Below are 24,336 nucleotides of genomic sequence, written 5' to 3' on the forward strand. Positions count from 1 at the left end.
CTCACGGGTCTCGGCGTTGCCCGCAATGACTCCATAGGTGAGGTAAAGAACATAGATATGGGTGGCAAAGCTTGCCAGGGCAACGCCGAGACCCGTGAGGATCCCCCCTGCAATGGCAACCTTTCTCGGACCGATTTTATCCTGTAGCCTGCCTGCAAAAATGACTGCAACGGAAAAGCAGGCCAGGGTCAGGGAAAAGGTGAAAACCGTATCCCCCGGCGTCCAGCCAAAGGCTTCCACCAACGGTTTATTGAAAAGGCTCCAGGTGTAAATGGCACCGAGACTCAGCTGCATGAGCAGTGAACCCGCCACAACCAGCCAGCGATTGGGAAGTTTTGCTTCTTCATACCGTGCTTCCATGAATGCCCCCTTTGGATAATGAGTGTGTGAGATTATGGATTGCTCCAGAAAACAGTGATCACAGACAGGATAAAAAAATCCCCGGCCCCTGGGCGCAGTACGGGCGTCAGGATAAAGACAGACCATCCGGGTTCTTAAACAGGTATCAGGACAGAAGTATCAGACCTCGTCGGGTCTCCAAGAACATGCAGCCTTGTGCGGACAGACCAGGACGTCTTTTCGGTCTGATTGAAAAGGGCCGGGAACCCTCCCTGTTCTCGGAGAGATGGGGGGCAGAGAGAGTTCCCGGCGCGGGAGAGAAAGGGCCAACCCTATAAAGCCCTTTTGCCTCATACGGCCATGCGAATATCCGATTGAAAACCCGATACATGCAGCTTGCGCTTCCAGATGTTCATGGCTGCGGCTTCGCGCATCAGTTCTTCCCTGTAATCCGGGTGGGCGATGGCAATGAGCGCCTCGGCCCGTTCCCAGGTGCTTTTACCTTTAAGATTGGCCATACCGAATTCCGTCACCACCCAGTGGGTCACCGTTCTCGGGAGGGTCACAATGGTGCCGGGCTCAAGGGTGGGGCGGATGCGGCTTTTGCGGTTGCCCGCCTTGTCCGTCTGAGTGGATCGCAAACAAATGAAGCTCTGCCCACCCTCGGAATGATAACAGCCAAAGGCGAAATCAAACTGGCCGCCTGTCCCTGAAATGTGGCGGATTCCAGAAGATTCGCTGGAAATCTGACCATAAAGATCCACGTCCACGGCATTGTTAATGGAAACGGCCCTGGGGTTGGAAGCAATACGGGAAGGCGTGTTCACGTAGTTCACAGGATAGCTGGCGCAAAGCGGATTGTTGTGCAGAAAATCGTAGAGCCTCTGGGATCCCAGAGCAAAGGTGTAGGTCATTTTGCCGGGAAGGTCCCGCTTGTAACGACCTGTGATTCGCCCCGCCTCATACATGTCAATGTAGCTGTCCACCAGCATTTCCGTATGCACACCGACGTCCCGGATGCCCGAATCCGCAATCATCCGGCCGATGGCGTTGGGAAGGCCGCCGATGCCAAGTTGCAGACATGCGCCGTCTGGAATTCTTGAAACCACATATTCTGCGATCTTCATGTCTTCCCCGGAAACGGCGGGTTCCTTGAGGCTGAACATGGGCGCATTGTCCGATTCCACGATAAAATCCACTTCCGAAATATGCAAAGACTCGTCATAACCGCCGTGGCATACGGGGATGTTGGTGTTCACTTCCACCACAATGGTTCTGGCGCTTTCCGCCTGGGCCCTCTGAACGGAGTTGGCTACACCGTAGTTAAAGAAGCCATTGCTGTCCATGGGCGCGCAGCGTACAAAAAAAACATCGGTTTCAATGTCCCGCTCATAATGCCGGGGACCTTCGTGGTAAAGAAGGGGAATATAGCTGCAAAGCCCTTTGTCATGCAGAATTCTGTCTCCGCCTGTGAAATGCCAGTTGTTATAAAGGAAACGCTGACCCGTGGGGTCGGCCAGGGCCACGGCGGCAAGGCCTGGGAAGGCAACGGCGCGGATCTTCACTTCTTCAAGCTCGTCAACCCGTTTGGCCAGAGCCGCATCCAGGGTCAGGGGAGCACAGAGAAAGTTGCCATAATCCACCCACTGTCCCGAACGCACCACGGAAACTGCCTGTTCCGGGGATACCCGCTTTGCACGGTAAAGGGCCTGTAAATCCATGATGTCCTCCTTTGGTTGGCGCCGCGTCGGGCGGCATTGGCTTGGGTTGCCGATAACCAATTGCAAGACACGGGCCAACACATAAAACCCTTGCCGATTCAGGCTTTTTGCAAAAAAATAAAAGCCGCACCCCCGAAAACCTCCCAGGGGTGCGGCAAAGATGACGCATGCTCAGCAACGACACGGAACAGTGTTTATGCAGAAATCCAGCGATTAGAGGCTTTCACCATGATCCGGCAATTGCGCCGCATCATGCGGCATGTTTGCCGCAGCATCTTCCCGCAAGCCATATCGATTCATTTTTCTTTCCAGGGTCCTGCGATCCACCCCAAGGGCCTCCGCCGTATGCCCCCTGTGCCCGCCGCAACGTTTCAGGGTTTCAAAAATCACATCCCGCTCATAGAGGTCCAGCCGCTCCTTCAGGCTGGCCTCCTGCCTCCCCTCTCCCTCCGATTCCCATGCCAGGGAAAGGTCCAGACTGCCCAGGGTCAGGTAGCGGTGCAGCACATTCTGCAGCTCCCGCACATTGCCGGGCCAGTCATAGCGTAAGAAGGTGGCCATGGTCCGCGCGTCCACCTCTTTCCTCCCATTTTCGCCATCCATGGAAGAAAGAAAGTGCTCCACCAGAAGGGAGATATCGGATTTCCTTTCCCGCAGAGGCGGCAGATAAATGGGAATGATGTGAAGCCGATAAAAAAAATCCTGACGCATCCGTCCTTCCGCCACCATCCCTTCCATGTTTCTGTGCGTGGCGGCAATGATACGGATGTCCGTGCGGATATTCTCCCGACCGCCTAAGGGTCTGAACCCGTTGCCCTCCAAGGCCCGGAGCAGCTTTACCTGCATGGAAAGGGGGATTTCCCCCACCTCATCCAGAAAAAGGGTACCCCCATGGGCCAGTTCCAGGAGTCCTTTCTTATCACTGCCCGCACCGGTGAAAGCCCCCTTCCTGTATCCGAAGAATTCGCTTTCCATGAGGTTTTCAGGAATGGCTCCGCAGTTTACCGGGATAAAGGGCTGGGCCGATCGCTGGCTTAAGGTATGGATGGCCTGGGCCACCAGCTCCTTTCCCGTGCCCGATTCCCCACGAATCACCACAGCGGCCCCGCTGCCTGCGGCCTGGAGAATACGGTCATACACCGCCTGCATTTCAGGACTTTTCCCCACAATACCATGAAAGCGGTAGCGGTCTTTCATGCTGGATTTAAGCCGCCGGTTCTCCTCCAGCAGCAGGGCCGTGCGTGAACGCATACGCTCTTCGGCCATCTTTCTTTCCGTGATATCCACCATCACTGTCTGTCGCAGCAGAACTCCGCCATCCTCTCCGCAGATGGGGGTGGTGACAATGGCGTACCAGCGCTCATCCACAGGATCCAGACGCTCCACCTCCACGGTTTTTCCGGAAAAGACATCCCCGTTCTCACACCAGGGGCAGGGCGTATCCCGGTTGTAGACCACAGCGTAGCAGGGTCCTGTATCCACATCCCGCCCCGTTCTTTCCACTAAGGGCCGGTTGATATAGGCCAGGCGATGGTCCTTGTGGCAGGTATACAAAAAACCCGTGAAATGCTCCACAATGGCGCGGAACTCCGCTTCGCGCTGCTTCAGGGTCTTGACCACCTCCTTTTCCGCTGTGACATTGACCAGGGTGGCCACACTGGTTGTGGTTCCCCGTATCATGTCCAGTTTAATCAGGATGTCGTGTACCTGCCCCTCCCGGTTCATCAGGCGACACTCATATTCTCCGGGTGCCGCCGCAGGATCCTGACGCCGCAGGTGGTGATAGCGCATCATACGCTCCAGATCCTCCTGCACAACAAAGCGCAGCCACGCGATTTTGCCTTCAATCTCTTCTTTGGAATAACCGAGCAATTCCTCGACCCGCTCATTGATGCGGCTGATGACATAGTCCGCTTCAATGACAATGGTGGGTGCCGTGGATTTCTCAAAAATCATGCGATAGAAACTGGCGTCTGCCTCGGCGTTTTCCGCACGCTCCCGCCAGGGATCCCTCCCCTCGCTCATCCTCCCCTCCCCTTTTTTTCCCGTTTTGATGGCATCCCCGCACCCGCACGCCTTTGCCATGAGGCGTCGGTACTCTCTTGTGATCCGCCTAAACCCATGCGCAGCTGAATGCAAAAGAGAAGCCCAAGCGATCAGGATTTCCCTTCACACCTTCTTTTTTATCTCTTCAGACCAGAAGCTGGACAGAGCCCAGGGTCAGCCAGGCCACCAGGGTATAGCGGGCCAGCTTGCCCAAAAGGGTGAACACCAGAAAACAAAAAAAATTCAGACGAACAAAGCCCGCCGCAAAAACCAGAGGATCTCCCAGAACAGGCACCCAGGAAAACAACAGGAGCCAGGATCCGTACCGGGCAATCCATGCCTGGGATCGCTGCCGTCTCTTTTCCGTAACTCCCACCCAGCCCCCCGCCTTGTTTCCCAGAAATTTTCCGAGAAAAAAGGTGGTGAGTGCGCCCAGCATATTGCCAAGGGTCGCCACAGCCACGGCAGATAAGGCGTTTTTTCCCCCAAGAATTCCTCCCACCAGCACCACCTCAGAAGCGCCGGGCAGCAGGGTGGCCGCCACAAAGGCTGAAAGGAAAAGTCCGGCCAGCCACAGATCATCGGTCCAGAGCATAAGCCATCCGTGAAAAATATCTGAATGCAAAAACCTGATCTCCTTGTCTCTGATCCGAAAAACGAAAACCCTCTTTCTGGATGAGGGTAACAAAAAAAAACCCGGAGGTCAGAAAAAACCCCGGCTTTCCTTCCGCCGCCCCCGTATTGACCTATGCCTGGTTTCTGACCTATGTTTCTCTCCAATGTGTTGAGGCGGATTCACCACAAGTTTTTCTTAAAGAACAAGGGAGTTTTCTCGCATGACTGCTTTAACGGAACTGGCCACAGACATTCTCAGCTTTCTCAAAGAATTCATCACCATCACCATGGACATCTGGCAGCACGGATTCATGGGAATTCCCATTGCCCGCTACCTTGCAGCCGCAGCCATTCTGCTCTTCTTTCTCATGCTCCGACGTACGGTGGTGCAGTGGGCGCTCCAACGTCTGAAAAATCTCAGCCAAAAAACCACCACCCGCCTTGACGACGAAGTGGTCGCCTCCCTTGAGCCGCCCATCCGTCTGCTTCCCATCATTCTTGGAATATTTTTTGCTTTACGTTTTCTGGAACTTCAAGGCGCAGCTGCGGAGTTTTCTGAAAAAATCATCCGATCCATGGTGGCTTTCATGATCTTCTGGGCGCTCTACTCCGCCATCCCCCCCATTTTCAGGCTTTTTGACCAGATCAAAGAGCGCATCGGCCAGGCCCTGCTGGACTGGACCCAGAAAGCCGTTAAAATCGCTGTCATGGTCATCGGGGCCGCCACCATTCTGGAAATGTGGGGCATCAAGGTCGGCCCTGTTCTGGCGGGTTTCGGTCTTTTTGGTGTGGCCGTGGCCTTAGGAGCCCAGGATCTCTTCAAAAACCTCATCTCCGGAATTCTCATCCTCACCGAACGCCGCTTTGGCACAGGCGACTGGATCCATGTGGAAGGCGTGGTGGAAGGCACGGTGGAGCAGATCGGCTTTCGTTCCACCCGCATCCGTCGTTTTGACAAGGCTCCGGTTTTTGTACCCAACAGTCGGCTTTCCGACAATACGCTCACCAATTTTTCCGCCATGACCCACCGCAGAATTTACTGGGTCATCGGCCTTGAGTACCGCACCGCCCTGGACGCCCTGCGTCGTATCCGCGACCGCATTGAAAACCACCTTCTCCAGAATGAAAAAATCGTTAACCCACCGGAAGTCCCCCTCTTTGTCCGGGTAGACCGTTTCTCCGATTCCTCCATTGATCTCATGGTGTACTGCTTCACCCGCACCACGATCTGGGGAGAATGGCTGGCCGCCAAAGAAGGGCTGGCCTTGGCGATCAAGGCCATTGTGGAGGAAGAAGGGGCTTCCTTCGCCTTTCCCAGCCGTTCTCTTTATATCGAAGTTCTGCCGGAAACGGAAAAACCCCAGCCCTTCATTCCCCCTGTCACCCAAGGAAACGCGCCATGATGCCTCTTTGCCACCAGCTCCTCCAGCTTGCTGAAAATGCCAAGGCCCTCATTACCTTTCTCTCCTCCGCAGAAACCCGGATCGCAGAAGAACTGGGCCTTGCTTTTGTCCTTTTCAGCCCAACATCCCAGTCGGTGCAGGAAAAGGATTTAAGATCCTTTCCTGTGGCCCACACCGAAGGTCTTCCCCAGGGGCCCCTGGATATGGTGGTTCCCATCAATCATGGCATGTCCGAAATTTTCCTTCAGCAGATCGCAGACATGGCGGGCCGCATCGCCCAGGTTCTTCACAGAAACATCTCCACCTATGAGCATCTGCGGATGTACAAAACCGTGTTTGAAAACACGGGAACAGGCACCATCATCATTGAAGAAGATATGACCATCACCTGCGCCAATGCAAGGTTTCAGGAAATGACGGGCTACAGCCGTCAGGAAATCCATGGGAAAAAACGCTGGTCCGAGTTCATCGTTCCTGAAGACAAGGACCGCATGCAGCAATACCACTACGGCCGCCGCAAACCCGGTAACAAGGTACCCACGGAGTACGAGTGCCGCATCACAGACCGCCACGGCCGCATCATGGATATCTATATGAAAGTGGGCGTGATTCATGGTACCCAGCGCAGCATTGCCTCCTTTCTTGACATCACCACCCGTAAACAGGCAGAAAACGCCCTGCGCCAGCGGGAAGCCCAACTCAACGCCATCATTGAGAATTTTGAGGGGTTCATCTTCGTCTATACCCGGGACATGCGCATCCGCTACATGAACCGCCTGCTTGTGGAGCGCACGGGCATGGATGCCACGGGCGCTCCCTGCGAAGACGCCCTTTCTGACCTCCAGAATCTCTTCACCCTGGGTATCCGTGAAAGGGTCTTTGCCGGAGAAACCCTGCGCATGGAGTTCCGCTGCCAGGATCGGGGCCAGTGGTTCTACGCCGTCAACTCCCCCATCTTTGACAGCAATGGCAAGGTGGAGCGCATCCAGGTCATTCTCATTGACATCACCCAGCGCAAGGAAGCCGAAGCCGCCCTCAAGGAAAGGGAGGCCAGCCTGCAGCAGGAAAACACCCTTTTGCGCTCAGGCCTCAGGGATCGATACAAATTCGGCAATATCATCGGTAAAAGCGCAAAAATGCAGGATGTGTATGATCTCATTCTCAAGGCTGCCGCATCCACAGCCAATGTCATCATTCTGGGGGAGTCGGGAACGGGCAAGGAGTTGGTGGCCCAGGCCATCCACAGGAGCAGTCCCAGACGGGACAAGGCCTTTGTGGTGGTCAACTGCGGCGCCATCCCTGAAAATCTCATGGAAAGTGAGTTTTTCGGCCACATCAAGGGATCTTTCACAGGCGCTGTGACAGACAAGAAAGGGTATATGGAAATGGCCGACGGCGGCACCCTTTTTCTGGATGAAATTGCAGAACTCCCGCTGACCCTTCAGGTCAAACTCCTCCGGGCCATTGAGGGCGGCGGCTACACACCCGTGGGCACTTCCACGCGAAGGGAAAGTGATGTGCGCATCCTCGCCGCCACCAACCGGGATCTGCGGGAGCATGTCCGCAAAAACCTCATGCGGGAGGATTTCTTCTACCGCATTCATATCATCCCCATCCATCTGCCCCCCCTGCGCAGACGGCGGGAGGACATCCCCCTGCTCATGGATCATTTTGTTAAACAGTTCGAAACCAAAGAAGATCTGCCCCCCCTCTCCGCCCAGATCATGGAAGCCTTCACGGCCTATGACTGGCCCGGCAATGTCCGGGAGCTGCAGAATACCCTGCACCGCTACCTTACCCTGAAAAAAATCGATTTCCCCGGTATGGACCAGGCCAAGAAGGCTTTTCAGGGCAGGGAAACCCACGAAGACATGGACGAAGACATGGATCTGCGCCAGGCCATGGAACACTGTGAAAAGGAATTCCTTCTCCGGACCCTGAAAAAACACCAGTGGCACAAGGGCCGCACGGCGGAAGCCCTGGGCATACACAGAAAAACCCTGTTCACCAAGCTCCGCCAGTTCCATATTGTATGAAGTCCGACCAGCCCAGAAGGCCCAGGCTTCCTCAGCACAGGGCAAGGCTGTCCAAGGGAAATGATGAGAACCATCCTCATATTGGGGTAAAAACGCCACAACACATTCGAAAACATTGTTTTTGTGCGTTTTTCCCCATCCTTCCCCCATGAATTGGGGTGAAAACACCACAACCCGACCCTATCCTTCCAAGGCCCTGAACGACGATAAAATCCGGGCTCAACAGAAAAAATCAACTTTTTTTCTTTCCCCTGTTTCATGTTCAACAAAATAAAAATTGAATAAAATCAGAATATCCACCCGCAAAAACTTCCAGGCCCTGTTCTTTTTCTTTCTTCTGTAAAAAAGCTGGCACGCTCCTCGCATAGAGATGTTCTCAAACCGGCGCGACGCATGAAAACCAGGAAATCCCAGTCATACCGCACAGGATATTACGGGGAAGCCGCCACAGGACATCAAGGAGGAAAAATGAGCCCCTACCAGGAAAGCTACAAAAAAAAGATGTGTACACCGGAAGAGGCTGTTCGTCAGATTAAATCCGGAGACTGGGTCGATTACGGCAACTTTGCCTGTGCCCCCCTCACCCTGGATGCCGCCCTTGCCGCCCGGGTCCACGAGGTGGAAGATGTCAAAGTCCGCGCCATGACCTACCCCGGAATGGCGGCTGTGGCCAAGGCCGACCCCACGGGCACGCGTTTTGTGTATAACAACTGGCATTTTTCCGGTGGCGACCGCAAACTCCATGATGCGGGCAACTGTTTTTATGTTCCCTTCCTCTTCCACGAAGGTCCTGGTTACTACGATATCATCAATTCCGATGTCTTCTGCGTGGCTGTGGCACCCATGGACGCAAGGGGATACTTTAACTTCGGTTCCTCCAACTCCATCCAGATGGCCGTTGCCAAGCGAGCCAAAAAGGTTATCGTAGAAATCAACCGCAACATTCCCCACTGCTATGGCGGATTCAACGAGGGCATCCACATCGATGAGGTGGATCTGATTGTGGAATCTGACCACAAACCCCTTTTCCAGCTTCCTTCCGCAGCTCCTTCGGAGATTGACGGGCGCATCGCAAAGCTCATCATGGAAGAAATCCATGATGGCTCCTGCATCCAGCTCGGCATTGGCGGCATGCCCAATGCCGTGGGGAAAATGATTGCTGAATCCGATCTTAAAGACCTTGGTGTACACACCGAAATGCTCGCAGACTCCTTTGTGGATATGTTTGAGGCCGGACGTATCACCTGCAAATATACCAAATACTGCCCCGGAAAAATGGCTTACACCTTTGCACTTGGCTCCCAGAAGCTCTATGATTTCCTTGATAAAAATCCCTTCTGCGCCAGTTATTCCGTTGATCTTGTGAACAAACCCGCCAATGTCTCCATGAATGACAAAATGGTGGCCATCAACAATGCGGTGGAAGTAGATCTCTTCGGTCAGGTTTCCAGCGAATCCTCCGGTCCACGACACATCTCCGGCACCGGCGGTCAGTTTGACTACACCTTTGGCGCCTACCATGCTCCCGGTGGAAAAAGCTTTATCTGCCTTTCCTCCACCACCAAGGGGAAAAACGGGGAACTGATCTCCCGCATCCGGCCGACCTTCACCCCCGGCTCCATCATCACCGTTCCCCGCACCGTCACCCACTGGGTGGTTACGGAATACGGGAAGGTGAACCTCAAGGGGAAATCCACCTGGGAGCGGGCCGAAGCCCTGATCTCCATTGCACATCCCGATTTTCGTGACGAACTGGTTCAGGAAGCACAAAAAATGGGAATCTGGCGGGCCGGAGACAGAAAACACAAAATTCAGAACCCCGTCAATCTCTTGAAAACCGCTTAAAAAACAGTAGTATGAAGTATCAAATCACCTGATCGCGCCCCTGATATGGATCAAGGGCATTGCAAAAAAGCGCAAAACATGGTTTTACGGTTGGGTCATCGTTTGTTCATGAAACGTCTTCCTTTCCCCTTGATTACCCATAAAGGGGAAAGGACCGGCAGAACCCAGGCCGATATCGGACGAACACCTTTTTTCGCAACCCAGACGATAAAACCTTGCGCAAAAACGGTGCTCCGGTGCAACCGGGGCACCGAACACCCTAAAAACAATATTGACCTTCTCACCCAAAATCCTTGAAAAGGAGATTCCAAATGGCCCAATTGATTGCCGACCGTCGCGATGTGGATTTTGTTCTTCATGAACAATTTGAAGTGGCGGAACTTGCCAAAAATGACGCTTTTGCAGACTTCAACCGCAAAACCATTGACCTGATTGTCACCGAGGCCCGGAATCTGGCCATCAAGGAAATCCTGCCTCTGCAGAAAATCAGTGACAGTGGGTGCGAGTTTGATGCTGGCAAGGTGCGGGTTCCCGAAGCTTACCACAAGGTATACAAAAACTACTGCGACGGACAGTGGCTGGCCATGAGCGACTCTCCCGAGTGGGGTGGTCAGGGCATGCCCAAGGCCGTAGGCCTGGCGGCCAATGAATACTTCTATGGGGCCTGCAACTCCTTCATGCTCTTCCATATGCTCTCTCACGGCGCAGCCCGCCTCATTGAGAGCTTCGGCACCCAGGCTCAGAAGGATCAGGTCTTGAAAAACATGTATTCGGGCAAATGGTCCGGCACCATGCTTCTGACCGAACCCGACGCAGGCTCCGACGTCGGTGCCCTTACCACCGTAGCCAAGCGTAACCCGGACGGCACCTACTCCATCACCGGCGCAAAAATCTTCATCTCCGGCGGTGAACAGGATATGGTGGAAAACATCATCCACCCCACCCTGGCCCGTATTGAAGGCGCCCCCGCAGGCACCCGCGGTATCTCCCTTTTCATGGTTCCCAAATACCGCATCAATGCCGACGGCTCCTTAGGCGAATTCAACGATGTGGTCTGCACGGGCATTGAGCACAAGATGGGCCTTCACGGCAACTCCACCTGCTCGCTCACCCTGGGCGGCAAGGGCCAGTGCATCGGCACCCTCATCGGCGAAGAAAACAAGGGCATGGCCGCCATGTTCCAGATGATGAACGAAGCCCGTCAGATGGTGGGGCTTCAGGGTTTTGCCAACGCCACAGCCTCCTTCATGTACGCCCTGGACTACGCCCGTCAGCGCATCCAGACCAAGCACATGACCGACCCCGCAGACGCAGGTCCCTCCGCCATCATCCGCCATCCGGACGTACGCCGCCAGCTCATGCTCATGAAAAGTCTGGTGGAAGGCATGCGCAGCCTGATCTATTTCAACGGCATGGTTCAGGATCGCCATCACCTCTCTGATAACGCCGAGGAAAAAGCCCGCCTCCGGGATCTGGAAGAAGTTCTCACCCCCATCATCAAGGGTTACATCACAGACAAGGCCTTTGAAGTCTGCTCCCATGGCGTGCAGGTTTACGGCGGTTACGGCTACATCGAAGAATATCCTGTGGCCCAGCTCCTCCGGGATACCCGCATCTTCCAGATCTATGAGGGTACCAACGGCATCCAGTCCATCGACCTTGTGGGCCGCAAGATGGGCATGAAAAAAGGGGCCGCCTTCATGGCCTTCCTGGAAGAAATCCGCAAAACCATCGAGCTGGCCCGTGGCATTGAAGCGGTCAGACCCCTGGCGGAAAACGTGGAAAAACTCTTTAACACCTACACGGAAACCGCAGCCATCCTGGGCAAGGCCGCAGGCAGCGACAAGGTACTGGACGCCTTTGCCTTCACCCATCCCTTCCTGGAAGCCACAGGGGATCTCACCATGGCCTGGATGCTCCTGTGGCGTGCCGCCGTGGCAGCTCCCAAAATTGGTCAGAAGAAAAAGGATGACCCCTTCTACCAGGGCCAGGTCATCACCGCCCGCTTCTTCATCAATACCCAGCTGCCCATCACCGCAGGCAGACTTGCTTCCATCCAGATTATGGACGGCGCAGCTGTCGCCATGGAAGACGCCAATTTCGGTGGATAATGCTTAAAAAAAGCCGGGGTTTTTAAAAACCCCGGCTCCTCATCATGGCTTCCGACAAACGCCCCCGCCGGAAGTCGTCTGTCGGCGCATCCTCCCCGGTGCGCCGACCTCTTTTTTATGCATCCACCTTTTTCTGACAGCCTTCCCCGTAGGTAGAAAAAAATTTTATATTCCAAACGGGTAATGCATAGTCGTTTTTAAAATACTGGCAAGCATGAACATCATGAAAATGCTTTTTATTTCAGGCTTAAGACTCTTCCTGCTTCATCGCCATGCGCACAGCTTTAGCAATGTCTTTACGCAAAACGGGTTTCATCACGCAATCCACAATCCCGCTTTTACGCAAGGTTTCTCTCTCCAGGGGTTCGCTGAATCCGGAACAGAGAATCACAGGAAAACCCGGACGGATTTTCTGGATTTCTCCGGCAAGGGCCGTTCCTGTCATCTTGGGCATGGTCTGGTCTGTGATGAGCAGATCAAAACTATCCGGCATACGTCCAAAAATACTCAAGGCTTCGGTACTTGACCAGCAGCCGGTTACCTCATAGCCGAGACTGATCAGGGTGTCCTGCAGCATATCCACAATCAGGGTTTCATCATCCACAAGAAGAATATGTCCCTTGCCGCCGGTCACAACCTCCGAATGCTCACCCTGCAGATTCTGCACATCCGGAGCCACTGGCAGGTAGACCCGGAAAATCGCCCCTTCCCCAGGAGCGCTTTCCACACGGATTTCTCCACCACAGCCCTTCACAATACCATGAACCGTGGCAAGGCCTAAACCTGTGCCCTTACCCTGTTCCTTGGTGGTGAAGTAGGGATCAAACATCCGCTCCATGGTGGCCGCATCCATCCCCATGCCCGAATCACCGACGGAAAGTACCTGCCAGACTCCGGGTCTGACACCCGGATGCACATCGCCGGGTCTGTCCTCTTTCAGGTGTACGGTATGAAGCCCCACCGTCATGATGCCGCCCTCCTCCATGGCATGGAAGGCATTGGTGCAAAGATTCATGATCACCTGATGAATCTGCGTGGGGTCTGCCAGAACACGGATCCCTCCACTTTCAATGTCATGGCGGATCTCAATGGTGGAGGGAATGGATGCCCGCAAAAGCTTCAGCGCTTCCTTCACCACCGCATGCACGGAAACAGCCCTGTGCTCTGCATCGCTTCTGCGGCTGAAGGTGAGAATCTGCCAGACGAGCTCCCTTGCCCTGTGGGCTGCGGAGAGAATGCTTTTCAGATACTTGTGCTCAATGCGATCCGAAGAGATGTTTTCGAGGGTCAGCTCCGTAAACCCAATGATTGGGAAAAGAATATTATTGAAATCATGGGCAATACCACCCGCCAAGGTGCCAATGGCTTCCATTTTCTGAGCCTGACGGAGCTGTTTTTCCAGGTTACGTTCCAGGCTGACATCCCGCTTCACAGCCACAAAATTGATGATGACTCCGGCCTTGTCCAGGATGGGAGAGATGCTCACTTCCTCATCATAGCAGGAGCCGTCCCGCTTGCGATTGGTGATATAGCCCTGCCAGACCCGACCGGAAAGCAGGGTCTGCCACATTTCCTGGTAAAAGCTTTTCCCATGATAGCCACTCTTTAAGATGGCGGGCGTCCGCCCCATGACCTCATCCCTGTGCCAGCCCGTGATGCGCTCAAAGGCGGGATTCACATAGAGAATGTTCGCCTGACGATCTGTGACCACGATACTTTCCGCCACCTGCTCAATGGCTGCGGAAAGCCGGATACGATCCACCTCTGCCCGGATCCGGGCTGTCACATCCGCAGCCACCCCCGAAGCACCCACCACAGCCCCCGCACTGTTCCATAAGGGAGATCCGCTCACATCAAAATAGCGTTCTCCGATCTGCACGGTGATGGACAGGGTTTCTCCGGCCAGCACCCGCTCGATGCTCTGGAGCATAAACGGCAGGTTCGCATAGCGTTCTCGTGCGCTGACGCCAAGTAATCCGCCTTCGGGCATCACCACAGACTGGGTTCCCTTCCCTTCAAAAAGGGTGATACGCCCCTCCGCATCCAGAGCCCAGAGAATCACGGGGAGGTTGGCCATCACACTCTGGAGACGACTGCGCGCCTCAAAGAGATTGTGCTCTCCTTTCACCTGTTCAGACACATCATCTAAGGCGGACACGATCATGTCGAGTTCCCCATCATCCCGCCACAGTGTGGTGGCATTGATGGAGAGGTAGATGCGGCGGCCCCGTCCATCCATCACCGCATGCCGGACATTGTACAGGGGCGCACGCCGATTTCTCGCCATGAAGAAGACCATTTTTTCCCTGGGTATGGGAACAAGATCATGGTCCGTTGTTTCCCATCGTTCATCATAAAAGCTGCGCTCCAGGATGGAGGGAATGTCCATACCCAGAATTTCCGCAATTTTCTGGTTGGCGAAGATGATACGGCCCCTGGGATCCACAGCGATAATCCCCGCAGGGCTGGTTTCCACCACCTTGGATAAGAAGGAACGCTCCTTGCGCAGTTGAAACTCCGCTTCCCGGATATGGTCGATTCCCCGTATGACGCACAACAGGTGAGGCTCTCCATGGAGGAAGGTTCTGGAAGCAGAAATCAGCCCATGAACTATCCTTCCCCCCTTCACCCGGAAACGGGTTTCAAAATTCTCGACCTTTCCTTCGGAACGAAGCCCCTCAAGAAAGGCATCCCTGTCCGCAAGATCCTTCCAGAATCCCAGATCCACCGTTGTGCGCCCCCGCACTTCGTCCGCTAGAAAACCGCTCATGCGGATGAAACCGTCATTGACATCCACAAGGGTGTGATCCGAAAGCCGGGTGACAAGCACCGCATCGGGAATGGTTTTGAAAGCCACCCGGAAACGGTTTTCACTTTCCCGGAGCGCCTTGGTGGCCAGGGCCTTGCGAATGGCAAGGGCAAAGAGATCGCCAAGCTTTTCCATCACCCGGAGATCCGCATCCGTATAGGGCTCCCGGCCGTCGCCTATGGTAATCTGCCCTACGAGTGTGCCGCCTGCCATGGCAGGCACAGACAAGAGATGGCTTACAGCCATCTGCCCATCCCGGGTGGGAATGGACAGGGCCCGGCCATTTTCCGAACTGGCGTACAGGGGATGCCCATGCTGCAATACCTCCCCCCAGACTCCGGAGAAGTTTTCCAGAACCAGAAGATCCGGCTTGATGATGTTCCGGGTATCCAGCTGTCCGGATCCTACGGGGCAGAAAAGATGCCCTGTGGAAGGATCCCGATATCCCGCATATCCCACACGACTTCCTGTCAGCTCCTGGGCCGCCTCCAGCACATACACCGTGGCTTCTTCCATGTTGCCCGCAAGAATGAGGGAACGGGAATACCTGGCAAAAATTTCATCAATGCGGGACTTTCTTGACAAGGCTATTTCCGCATGCCTGCGGGCTTTGAGTTCCCCACGCATCCATACGGACTGCCAGACAAAATAAAGGGTGAGAATCACAAAAAGAAAAAGGGTTACCGCCACAAAGGGTAAAATGAAGGGAAGCCCCTCGCCTTTGCGCTGGGCCATGAAAAGCGCCAGGGTCCTGGAATGGGAAAGGGGAAGAAGAATCTGAAAAATCGAAGAGGAGTCCGAAAAAGCCCCAAGCCTTTCCACCCGTATCCCGGAATCCCTGGCCAGGGTATCAGGCAGAAAGGGCAAATGGGATGCGGTGTCCAGCAGAACTTCCGCACCTTCTCCATAAAGGCGGATTCCCAGAATGCGGGGATCATTCTTGACAAAGGAGTGAAGCAGGGCGGTGCCCTGGTCTTCCTCCGGATTTCCCATATCAAGAACTTCACCCACAATCCGGGCCATGCGTACAGCGTTGTCTCGGAAATCTCCTTCCATCTGACGGTCTATCCGCACAACGGAAATGAGAGATATGCCTACCAGCAGTAAAAAGGCCAACGCAGGCACCGCCCAGCGTCTTGCGTACTTTTGAAACCCTGTCATCAAATTCTATCATCCTTCAAAAGGTCAATCTAAGGGCGCAACCTTTGGAAAGGACCACATGGCATCCAGAAAGTCAACAAATTCAAAAAGAAAATACCCAGCCCCTCGCCTTCCAGCGCCATATGGAAAGAAAAGATGCCCGGCATGATTCTCCATGAAGAAGGAAGATTCATCAGGGTCTGCACATCCATACGGGACTCTTAAGACCCATCAGAATTCGCTGTAATGAAAAATTTCAAAATCCGAATCCAGAAGTTCGGCAGAAGTATAGTCTTCGGCCATGCGGACCAGGGTATCGGCCATGGCATTCACATGGGCAACCTCATTGCCCACCAGGGAAAAACCGATTTCTGCGCGCTGATACACATCCTGGCAGGCAACCTCTGCCACTGACGCATTGAAATGATTTTTCAGCCTGGCCACCAGGGACCGAACCACGCTTCGTTTTTCCTTCAGGGACCGGCATCCGTGAATGCGAAACACCAGAACGCCCACAGCGCATACCATGCCCTTGCCTTTGGCGGGTCTCAAGCTTGCCATGGTCTCCCTCCTTCATGACTTTTTTTGCCCAGCATGCCTGAATCACAGAATTTGTCAAACAAGACCCAGAAAAAGCTGGGGAACCAAATAAAAAAAGACCAGCCGAAGCTGATCTTAATTCATGTTTTGGAGGCGGCACCCGGATTTGAACCGGGGAATAAAGGCTTTGCAGGCCTCTGCCTTACCACTTGGCTATGCCGCCATAATATGTGGAGCGGGAAACGGGATTTGAACCCGCGACTTCAACCTTGGCAAGGTTGCACTCTACCACTGAGTTATTCCCGCCCAGTGAAGACGAGGGACTATTTAGAAAATCCCGCCCTGGATGTCAATTGAAAAAATGCCTGTCTTCAGAAAAAGTACCTTTTAAGGTCACAGAATCAGTTTTCGGGCCCGCAGCACATAGTCCACCCCTGACCATACGGTGAGCAGCACCGCCACCCAGAGAACCCAGGTCCCCAGCATATGAAAATCAAGCCCGAGATAGGGATAGTGCAGGAGCAGAGGAATAAGCGCTCCGATCTGAAACCCCGTCTTCCATTTGGCAAGTGTTGTGGCGGCCACATCCGCGCCGCCGGAGGCCATGATGCTCCGCAGACCCGTGATGGCCAGCTCTCTGCCCAGGATGACACAGACAATCCAGGCTTCCACCCTCCCGAGCCCCACAAGCATGATAAAGGCGCTGGAGATCAGAAGCTTGTCCGCCAGGGGATCCATGATCTTGCCAAACTGGGAAACCAAGCCCATACGGCGGGCCATGAATCCATCCAGAAAATCCGTGATGGCCGCAAGGGAAAAAACCAGGGCCGCAAGAAAGGCCGTGAAACGACCGGGTGTGAGCAGGAGCACCACAAGCAGGGGTACGGCGGCCACCCTGTACAGGGTCAGGGAGTTGGGGTGGAGCAGACGCTCAAACCAGGGTTTAGCTTCCAATGTCATGGGAAAAACCTTTGTCTGTGAATCGTTAGGCCAAAGCGGCTTCCGGGAAAACTTCCGCAGGGACTGCGCACTTGACATCCGCCCTCCTTGGTTACACAATCGTATCTCGCTTTGCAACCGCTCTGATGCCGTTTTTTATCCGGGCGCTTCTTCCGAACCCCGGATCGTGACACAAAAAAGAGGCCTCCTTATTAAAAAGGACTCCATCCAAACCACCATCCCATGGCCCTGGCTTTCCGCACCGCGATCCGGGGCCATGAAAATACAAGGCAGGACACGGGGGCTTTTCTTGCCCCAGCCCAGCCCCTGAAAAACCTGAATTTTTTACAAAAACCAGGAGCCCTTATGAAACCGGAAGATCTCATCCCCATTGAAACCCGCTTAGCTTACCAGGAAAAACTCCTTCATGAACTCAATGCCGTTGTCTTTGAACAGCAAAAGGAGATTGATCGTCTGCAGGAGCTCTGCAGGTTTCTGGGAGATCGCATCCAGGCCCTCGGTGAACCAACCGGGCAGGCCCCTTATAATGAAAAACCGCCCCATTACTGAAAAAACATCTTCCTGCGCAGGATCACCCAGCACCACCGACACTTTGTTACAAATCCTTACATATTTTTTCTGGCCTTTCCGGATACGGGGCAGGTACAAGCACAGGTGCAGAATCTGGTGTCATACGGAAGACAGGCCCTTTTGCCTTCCCCGGACACCCCAACTTCCATCCAGATGAAAGCCGCTCATGTTTTCCACCTTCAAACATTTCTTCTATGTTCTTTTCTGCATTGCCTTCCTCTTTTCCATGGAAGTCCTGGCGGAGGATTCTCCCCAGTCCCCCCGCTTCACCCTTGAGGATCTCTACCGCCTGGCCATCGCGGACGCGGACCGCATCCGCATGGCAAAGGAGTCCGTCCACATGGCAAAGGCCCTTCAGGATCAGGCCAGGGCCGTACTGCGGCCTGAGATCAAGGCCTTTGCCTCCCATCAGCTGTATCCTGATCCCGCACACACGGATCCCGACCGCCTGAACAGCGCTGGCGTTCGCATGGGCCAGTCCATGACCCTCAACGGCAAGGAATGGGTGGCCCTCCAGATGAGCCGCAGGGCCCTTGAAAAATCAGGAAAAGACCTTGAAGCCGTAACCGTAGACTATCTATTTGAAGTTGGCAGCCGTTTTTATCAGATCATCCGCGCAGAAGAAGAAATTGAAATTGAGGAAGCTGAAGTCCGGCGCCTTTCCAGGCATCTGGACCAGGTACTGGCCCGTGTCCGTCTGAATGACGCCACAAGACCCGATCTTCTTCGGACCCAGGCCGAGCTTTCCGGAGCAAAAAGTCGCCGCAGTGTGGCTGCAGAAGCCCTTGAGGATGAACGAGCCATGCTCTCTGCCCTCATCCACCTGCCTTTGGATTTCCGCCTTGCAACCCCTGAGAGATCCGGAGCCGCACACCCGGAAACCAGCCTTGAAAGCCTTGTGGAAGAAGCCCTCAACGCAAGACCCGAGTTGGCTGCCCTGAAACTTGAGGCCCGCATTGCCGAAGACAAGGTGGCCTTACAAAAGGGCGAACGCTGGCCCGTCATTTCCTGGTCAGCCCAGTATCAGGATGCACGGCCTTCGCCTTCGGAAAGCAAGGATACCCAGTCCCTTTCCCTGGGGCTGGAACTTTCCGTTCCCCTGTATACGGGCGGGCTCACCCCTGCGCGCATACGGGAGGCCAAGGCTGAAAAGCGTCAGGCCCACCTCCGCTATGCCCAGAGTGTCCGGGACATCCGCCTTGAGGTGCAAAGGGCTTACCATGGACTGCAAAAGGCCCTGAGCGGTCTCAACGCCCTGGAAGACCAGGTTCGCTTTGCCACGGAAAACTACCTTGCCGTCAGTCGTCAGTTTGAGGTAGGGCTCGCCAACATCGTGGACCTCATGGATGCCAACAGCCTCATGCTCACAGCCCAGAGCAGCCTTGCCACCACCCGCCTGGACAGCCACCTTGCGCGGCTCTCCCTGGATTACGCAACGGGCAGGCTGAAAGAACGGATTTCCGACCTCATCCCGGCCCGTGATCCCTGATATGTAAGGTGTGGCCTCACCAGAAACCACAAAGGTCCATGCTGAAAAACGGCCGGAGCACCAACCTCATATGCCATACGAATGGAAGCGCCCATGACACCCAATTCCGAAAAAACATCCTTTCGGACCTTTTGGTTCGGAAAACTTCCCTATCTTGTTCTCCTCCTTCTCATCCTTCTCGTTGGGGTCACGGTCTTAGCCGTTTCCCGCAAGGCCGAGGATCTGGAAAAGGAACGCTCCACAGCTCTGGCTTCCGAAGATCCCGGAGTCAACGTGGTGGTTCTGAACCTAAGCCCTTCCAAAATCCGGGACCGCATCAACCTGCCTGGCATGACCGCCCCCTGGGTCCGTCTGCGGGTCAGCGCCGAGGTGGCGGGGAAGGTCTCGCAAAAACTCGCCGAGGAAGGGCAGAACATCCGCAAGGGCGAAGCCCTCTACCTCCTGGACGACAGGGATTACCAGAACAGCTTCAATGCCGCCAAGGCCACCTTTGAAACCGAAAAAGCCACCCACGCCCGTTTGGTGGAGCTTTACGGAGAACAGCTCGCCACCCGATCCCTTCTGGATTCCGCAGTGGCGGCTCTGGAAAGCGCCCGTTCCGTCATGGAGACAGCCCGGCTTCAACTGGATCGCTGCCGGGTGCGGGCGGGCATGGACGGCATCATCAACCGCATGCTGGTGGAACCCGGACAGTTTGTGGCGGTGGGGGACCCAGTAGCAGAAATCCTTCAGCTGAACCCCATCAAGGTAACCGTGGGCATTCCCGAATCCGACATTCATGCGGTTCGCCAGGTGGACACCTTTGAAGTGCGCCTGGACGCCCTGGGCGGCAAAATCTTCACCGGAAAAAAACACCATTTTTCAAGATCCGCCGAAAGTACGGCAAGGCTTTATGACCTTGAAATCCTCATCGACAACCCGGAAGGAGAAATTCTTTCGGACATGTTCGCCCGCGTGGATATTGTAAAACGATTCAGCCCCTTTGCCCTTACCCTGCCCCTTTATGCCGTTATTTCCGCAGGAGGCAGCCATTCGGTTTTTGTGGAAAAGGACGGACACGTGGAAAAACGCGAAGTCCGCCTGGGTATCCAGGAAGGCTGGGTGGTGGAAATCACCTCCGGCCTTGAAGCCGGAGAACGTGTGGTGGTGGTGGGTCAGCGAGATCTGGCCCATGGGCAGAAAATCACCCTTATCAAAGAAATCCACGACATCAAGGAATTATGATCCATGCTCGTCCCATCCCTGGCTGTCAGACAGCGTACAAGCGTCATGGTTCTGGCCGTTCTTCTCCTGATCTTCGGTACCTACACCTATAACACCCTGCCCAGGGAGAGTGCTCCGGACATCTCCATTCCCTATGTCTTTGTTTCCACCGCATATAAAGGTGTGGCCGCAGCAGACATAGAAACCAGCATCACCATTCCCATTGAAAAAAAACTCAAAGGGATGCGGGGCATCAAGAAGGTGAAATCCATCAGCTCCGAAGGCCTTTCCCAGATCAACATCGAGTTCCTCCCGGATACGGACATCCGGGACGCCCTTCAGGACGTCCGGAACAAGGTGGACGAGGCCAAGGGCGAACTGCCCACGGATCTTGAGGATGACCCTTCGGTTTTTGAGGTGAATTTTTCCGAATTTCCCATCGTGGTCTTTTCCCTCTCCGGCTCCTCGGGCATTGCCCGTTTAAAGGACATGGCCGATGACCTCAAGGATGCCATTGAAACCATCCCCGGCATTCTGGAGGTGGACATCACCGGCGGCCTTGAGCGGGAAATCATCATAGAAATGGACCCGGACAAGCTGGCCTATTACCGCATTCCCATCACAGCCTTTCAGGAAGCGGTGAGCCGCGAGAACCTCAACACCTCAGGGGGAGCCATCACCCTGGGCCACGGTAAGTACCAGCTTCAGGTGCCCGGAGAATTTTCAACGCCCGAAGAGATTGACCTGCTTGTCATTGCCACGGTGGAAGGTCAGCCCATCTACCTCAAGGATGTGGCAAGGGTGATTGACGGCTTTAAAGAGGAAACCGGGCGCTCCCGCATTGATGGCAGGCCTTCGGTGAACATCGCCGTCAAAAAGCGTTCCGGAGAAAACATCATCAGTATCAGCGAGGCCATTGATGCGGTGATTGAGAAAGAAAAGACCCGATGGCCCAAGGGTACGGAAATCACCAAAACCATGGATGCGGCCAAGGACATCCGCATGATGGTGGCGGACCTTGAAAACAATATCCTCTCCGGTCTTGTGCTGGTGGTGGCGGTTCTCTTCTTTGCCCTTGGGGGACGCAACGCCCTTCTTGTGGCCATGGCCATCCCCTTTTCCATGCTCATCTCCTTTACCATCCTCTATGCCCTCGGCATCACCCTCAACATGGTGGTACTCTTCAGCCTGACACTGGCCCTCGGCATGCTGGTGGACAATGCCATTGTCATCATTGAGAATATTTACAGATATATGGAGCAGGGTGTTCCCCGCTTCCATGCCGCCATCCGGGCCAGCGGCGAGGTGGCCTGGCCCATCATCGGCTCCACCCTCACCACCCTCGCAGCCTTCCTGCCCATGCTCTTCTGGCCCGGTGTCATGGGCGAATTCATGAAATTTCTTCCCCAGACCCTGATCATTACCCTTTCCGCCAGTCTCTTTGTGGCCCTTGTGATCAACCCCGCCCTGGCTTCCCTTTTTATGCGGGTCAAGGGACGTCCTGATCTTTCGGAAAACGGCCGAAATCTGGATGCCTCTTCAGGTGGGGAAGAGCCTGTGGTCATCCAGGGAGCCCTGCTCCGGACCTACCGCAGCCTCATGGAAGTCGCCCTTGAAAAACGCATCACCGTGATCCTCAGCTCCTTCATGGTTCTTCTTTTCTGCTTTTTCTTCTGGGTCTACCGGGTAGGACTGGAAAGGCCTGTGGAATTTTTTCCCGCTGTGGACCCCAGGATGGTTTATGTGAACTTCCGCATGCCCGAAGGCGCGGATCTCGATTACATTGATCATGTGGTCAAAAGGGCAGAAATGGCCATTACCCGGGAAATTTACAGCGGCGAAAAGGGCCTTGATCCCATAACACCGGAAAGTTATGCCCAGGCCATGTCCCCCCTGCCCCACCAAACCCTCTCGGGCAGACTTTTTTCCGGCCCCAGTGATTTTGACAACATCGAGCATATCTATGCGGAATCCGTCAGCGGCCCTTCCATCTCCGGATTTGGCGGAAACACGCCCACCCATATCGGCATTCAGTTCCTGGATCTCGAAGAACGCATCACCTCTTCACCCCAGACCCTGGAGCGTATCCGCAAACGCCTGAAAAACATTCCCGGCGCCCACATCACCGTGCAGGAACAGGATGAGGGACCTCCCACAGGGCCTCCCATCAATATCGAAATATCAGGGGATGACTTCCGGGTTCTCGGGGCCATCGCCCGGCAAGTGCGGGAACTTATGGCCAAGGTCCCCCATGTTCAGGATGTGGAGGACGACTACATTGAGGCCATTCCGTCCATACAGGTGAAAATTGACCGCCAGAAGGCGGCCCTCTTCGGCCTTTCCAGCAGCGCCATCGGCTTTGCCTTAAAAACCGCCTACAACGGCCTTGAAGTTTCCAGCTTCCGGGAGGGCGACAAGGATTACGACATCACCGTCCGCCTGCCCGAGGCAGACCGACGCGGCAGCGAGGTGCTGCGCAAGCTCATGATCTCAAGCCCTTCGGGCCAGCTCATTCCCCTCAGCACCCTTGCGGAAATTTCCTTTGCCGGCACCATGGGCAACATTGTCCGCATCAACCATGAACGGGTGGTGACTGTTAAGGCGGAGGTGGATGAAACAAGAACCCCCGGCGCAACGGCAAGGCTTTATGCGGAAAAGCTCATGGAAGAAGTTCCCATGCCCCATGGTTACACCTACCGTTTCACCGGGGAGGAAGAGGAGCAGAAGGAATCCGAGGAGTTTCTCAGTAAGGCCTTTCTCACGGCCCTCCTGCTGATTTTCCTCATCCTGGTGAGCCTTTTCAATTCCGTATCCCAGCCCATCATCATCATGACCTCCGTCATCCTCTCCCTGGGTGGGGTCTTTCTGGGACTTACGGCCCTGAGCCTTCCCTTTGGCGTCATCATGAGCGGGGTGGGGGTGATCTCCCTGGCCGGGGTGGTGGTGAACAATGCCATTGTTCTCATTGATTACATCAACAAGCTCAAGGAAAAGGGCTATGCGGTCAAGGATGCGGTCATTGCCGGAGGCGCTACCCGCTTAAGGCCCGTGCTGCTCACCGCCATCACCACCATTCTGGGCCTCATCCCCATGGTGACGGGCATCTCCTACGACTTCAGAAACTTAAGCCTTTCCCTGGTCAGTGAATCCTCCCAGTGGTGGCGGTCCATGGCCATTGTGGTGATCTTCGGCCTTCTTCTTTCCACCTTCCTCACCCTGGTGGTGGTGCCTGTATTGTACTCACTCATCCACAGTGTGCAGGAACGCTTCAGAAAAATGACAGGCCAAGCCCCCAAAAACCCCAAACAACCCGCTTAAAAAAAATCACCGCCTTGCATGCAGGGTGAGAACAGAATGAAAAGAAGAAGGCCTCTATCCAGCAGGCTGGAGGCCTTCTTCTTTTCGCGCCTTTCAGAGATCCGTTGGGGATCATGTCAAGGCCCTTGCCATCCTTTCTGCTTTCATATATAAGATCCCGGTTTTAGCGGACGAGTGGCAGCCCGCTATAA

Annotated in this window: 16 protein-coding genes and 2 tRNA genes; 8 read left to right on the top strand and 10 right to left on the bottom strand. The window is 54.8% G+C overall.

Going from position 1 to position 24,336, the window contains the following annotated elements; translation table 11 throughout:
- The 4 genes from RBR60_RS13085 to RBR60_RS13100 form a co-directional block, all read right to left on the bottom strand.
- Positions 1-360, bottom strand: a 360-nt coding sequence (locus tag RBR60_RS13085) for an MFS transporter (RefSeq protein WP_320357499.1), incomplete at its 3' end; no start/stop codon positions are given.
- Positions 361-689: 329 nt separating this feature from the next.
- Positions 690-2,060, bottom strand: coding sequence for an acetyl-CoA hydrolase/transferase family protein (locus RBR60_RS13090; RefSeq protein ID WP_320357501.1), 1,371 nt, complete (start codon positions 2,058-2,060; stop codon positions 690-692).
- Positions 2,061-2,273: 213 nt separating this feature from the next.
- Positions 2,274-4,085 carry a sigma 54-interacting transcriptional regulator gene (locus tag RBR60_RS13095; RefSeq protein ID WP_320357503.1) on the bottom strand — a complete coding sequence of 604 codons (1,812 nt, stop codon included), beginning with the start codon at positions 4,083-4,085 and terminating at the stop codon, positions 2,274-2,276.
- Positions 4,086-4,251: 166 nt separating this feature from the next.
- Positions 4,252-4,701: a YqaA family protein gene (locus RBR60_RS13100; protein ID WP_320357505.1), complete on the bottom strand. Its 450-nt coding sequence runs from the start codon at positions 4,699-4,701 to the stop codon at positions 4,252-4,254.
- A gap of 241 nt (positions 4,702-4,942) precedes the next feature.
- Between RBR60_RS13100 and RBR60_RS13105 the strand changes: the two genes are divergently transcribed.
- From RBR60_RS13105 to RBR60_RS13120, 4 genes are all read left to right on the top strand, one after another.
- Positions 4,943-6,124, top strand: a complete 1,182-nt coding sequence (locus tag RBR60_RS13105) for a mechanosensitive ion channel family protein (protein WP_320357507.1) — start codon at positions 4,943-4,945, stop codon at positions 6,122-6,124.
- Positions 6,121-8,160 carry a sigma 54-interacting transcriptional regulator gene (locus tag RBR60_RS13110; RefSeq protein WP_320357509.1) on the top strand — a complete coding sequence of 680 codons (2,040 nt, stop codon included), beginning with the start codon at positions 6,121-6,123 and terminating at the stop codon, positions 8,158-8,160. The genes RBR60_RS13105 and RBR60_RS13110 overlap by 4 nt, the downstream gene beginning before the upstream one ends.
- A gap of 468 nt (positions 8,161-8,628) precedes the next feature.
- Positions 8,629-10,005, top strand: coding sequence for an acetyl-CoA hydrolase/transferase family protein (locus RBR60_RS13115; RefSeq protein WP_320357511.1), 1,377 nt, complete (start codon positions 8,629-8,631; stop codon positions 10,003-10,005).
- A 311-nt stretch (positions 10,006-10,316) separates the two neighbouring features.
- Positions 10,317-12,116 carry an acyl-CoA dehydrogenase gene (locus tag RBR60_RS13120; protein ID WP_320357513.1) on the top strand — a complete coding sequence of 600 codons (1,800 nt, stop codon included), beginning with the start codon at positions 10,317-10,319 and terminating at the stop codon, positions 12,114-12,116.
- 247 nt (positions 12,117-12,363) lie between these two features.
- Here the strand turns inward: RBR60_RS13120 and RBR60_RS13125 are convergent, their stop codons facing one another.
- From RBR60_RS13125 to pgsA, 6 genes are all read right to left on the bottom strand, one after another.
- Positions 12,364-16,086, bottom strand: coding sequence for a PAS domain S-box protein (locus tag RBR60_RS13125; RefSeq protein WP_320357515.1), 3,723 nt, complete (start codon positions 16,084-16,086; stop codon positions 12,364-12,366).
- A gap of 29 nt (positions 16,087-16,115) precedes the next feature.
- A complete protein-coding gene (locus RBR60_RS13130; protein WP_320357517.1) occupies positions 16,116-16,277 on the bottom strand; it encodes a hypothetical protein in 162 nt (53 codons plus the stop codon).
- A 19-nt stretch (positions 16,278-16,296) separates the two neighbouring features.
- On the bottom strand, positions 16,297-16,626 hold the full coding sequence (locus RBR60_RS13135) for a DUF503 domain-containing protein (protein ID WP_320357519.1): 330 nt from the start codon (positions 16,624-16,626) through the stop codon (positions 16,297-16,299).
- 127 nt (positions 16,627-16,753) lie between these two features.
- A tRNA-Cys gene (locus RBR60_RS13140) sits at positions 16,754-16,828 on the bottom strand.
- An 8-nt stretch (positions 16,829-16,836) separates the two neighbouring features.
- Positions 16,837-16,911: transfer RNA gene (locus RBR60_RS13145), tRNA-Gly, on the bottom strand.
- An 87-nt stretch (positions 16,912-16,998) separates the two neighbouring features.
- Positions 16,999-17,565: a CDP-diacylglycerol--glycerol-3-phosphate 3-phosphatidyltransferase gene (pgsA, locus tag RBR60_RS13150; protein ID WP_320357521.1), complete on the bottom strand. Its 567-nt coding sequence runs from the start codon at positions 17,563-17,565 to the stop codon at positions 16,999-17,001.
- 345 nt (positions 17,566-17,910) lie between these two features.
- Here pgsA and RBR60_RS13155 point away from each other — a divergent pair, with 345 nt between their 5' ends.
- From RBR60_RS13155 to RBR60_RS13170, 4 genes are all read left to right on the top strand, one after another.
- Positions 17,911-18,114: a SlyX family protein gene (locus RBR60_RS13155; protein WP_320357523.1), complete on the top strand. Its 204-nt coding sequence runs from the start codon at positions 17,911-17,913 to the stop codon at positions 18,112-18,114.
- A 187-nt stretch (positions 18,115-18,301) separates the two neighbouring features.
- Positions 18,302-19,624: a TolC family protein gene (locus RBR60_RS13160; RefSeq protein WP_320357526.1), complete on the top strand. Its 1,323-nt coding sequence runs from the start codon at positions 18,302-18,304 to the stop codon at positions 19,622-19,624.
- 93 nt (positions 19,625-19,717) lie between these two features.
- Positions 19,718-20,848 (top strand): efflux RND transporter periplasmic adaptor subunit, encoded by a 1,131-nt coding sequence (locus tag RBR60_RS13165; protein WP_320357528.1) that lies wholly within the window; start codon positions 19,718-19,720, stop codon positions 20,846-20,848.
- A gap of 3 nt (positions 20,849-20,851) precedes the next feature.
- Positions 20,852-24,145 (top strand): efflux RND transporter permease subunit, encoded by a 3,294-nt coding sequence (locus RBR60_RS13170; RefSeq protein WP_320357530.1) that lies wholly within the window; start codon positions 20,852-20,854, stop codon positions 24,143-24,145.
- Positions 24,146-24,336 lie beyond the last annotated feature (191 nt).

This window comes from Desulfobotulus sp., assembly GCF_034006065.1.
GTDB lineage: Bacteria > Desulfobacterota > Desulfobacteria > Desulfobacterales > ASO4-4 > Desulfobotulus.

What these genes read in the sequence shown, in the direction of transcription:
- RBR60_RS13090 (WP_320357501.1), bottom strand. Translation starts at nt 2,060, where the DNA reads ATGGATTTACAGGCCCTTTACCGTGCAAAGCGGGTATCCCCGGAACAG.
- RBR60_RS13095 (WP_320357503.1), bottom strand. Translation starts at nt 4,085, where the DNA reads ATGAGCGAGGGGAGGGATCCCTGGCGGGAGCGTGCGGAAAACGCCGAG.
- RBR60_RS13100 (WP_320357505.1), bottom strand. Translation starts at nt 4,701, where the DNA reads ATGCTCTGGACCGATGATCTGTGGCTGGCCGGACTTTTCCTTTCAGCC.
- RBR60_RS13105 (WP_320357507.1), top strand. Translation starts at nt 4,943, where the DNA reads ATGACTGCTTTAACGGAACTGGCCACAGACATTCTCAGCTTTCTCAAA.
- RBR60_RS13110 (WP_320357509.1), top strand. Translation starts at nt 6,121, where the DNA reads ATGATGCCTCTTTGCCACCAGCTCCTCCAGCTTGCTGAAAATGCCAAG.
- RBR60_RS13115 (WP_320357511.1), top strand. Translation starts at nt 8,629, where the DNA reads ATGAGCCCCTACCAGGAAAGCTACAAAAAAAAGATGTGTACACCGGAA.
- RBR60_RS13120 (WP_320357513.1), top strand. Translation starts at nt 10,317, where the DNA reads ATGGCCCAATTGATTGCCGACCGTCGCGATGTGGATTTTGTTCTTCAT.
- RBR60_RS13125 (WP_320357515.1), bottom strand. Translation starts at nt 16,086, where the DNA reads ATGACAGGGTTTCAAAAGTACGCAAGACGCTGGGCGGTGCCTGCGTTG.
- RBR60_RS13130 (WP_320357517.1), bottom strand. Translation starts at nt 16,277, where the DNA reads ATGGATGTGCAGACCCTGATGAATCTTCCTTCTTCATGGAGAATCATG.
- RBR60_RS13135 (WP_320357519.1), bottom strand. Translation starts at nt 16,626, where the DNA reads ATGGCAAGCTTGAGACCCGCCAAAGGCAAGGGCATGGTATGCGCTGTG.
- pgsA (WP_320357521.1), bottom strand. Translation starts at nt 17,565, where the DNA reads ATGACATTGGAAGCTAAACCCTGGTTTGAGCGTCTGCTCCACCCCAAC.
- RBR60_RS13155 (WP_320357523.1), top strand. Translation starts at nt 17,911, where the DNA reads ATGAAACCGGAAGATCTCATCCCCATTGAAACCCGCTTAGCTTACCAG.
- RBR60_RS13160 (WP_320357526.1), top strand. Translation starts at nt 18,302, where the DNA reads ATGTTTTCCACCTTCAAACATTTCTTCTATGTTCTTTTCTGCATTGCC.
- RBR60_RS13165 (WP_320357528.1), top strand. Translation starts at nt 19,718, where the DNA reads ATGACACCCAATTCCGAAAAAACATCCTTTCGGACCTTTTGGTTCGGA.
- RBR60_RS13170 (WP_320357530.1), top strand. Translation starts at nt 20,852, where the DNA reads ATGCTCGTCCCATCCCTGGCTGTCAGACAGCGTACAAGCGTCATGGTT.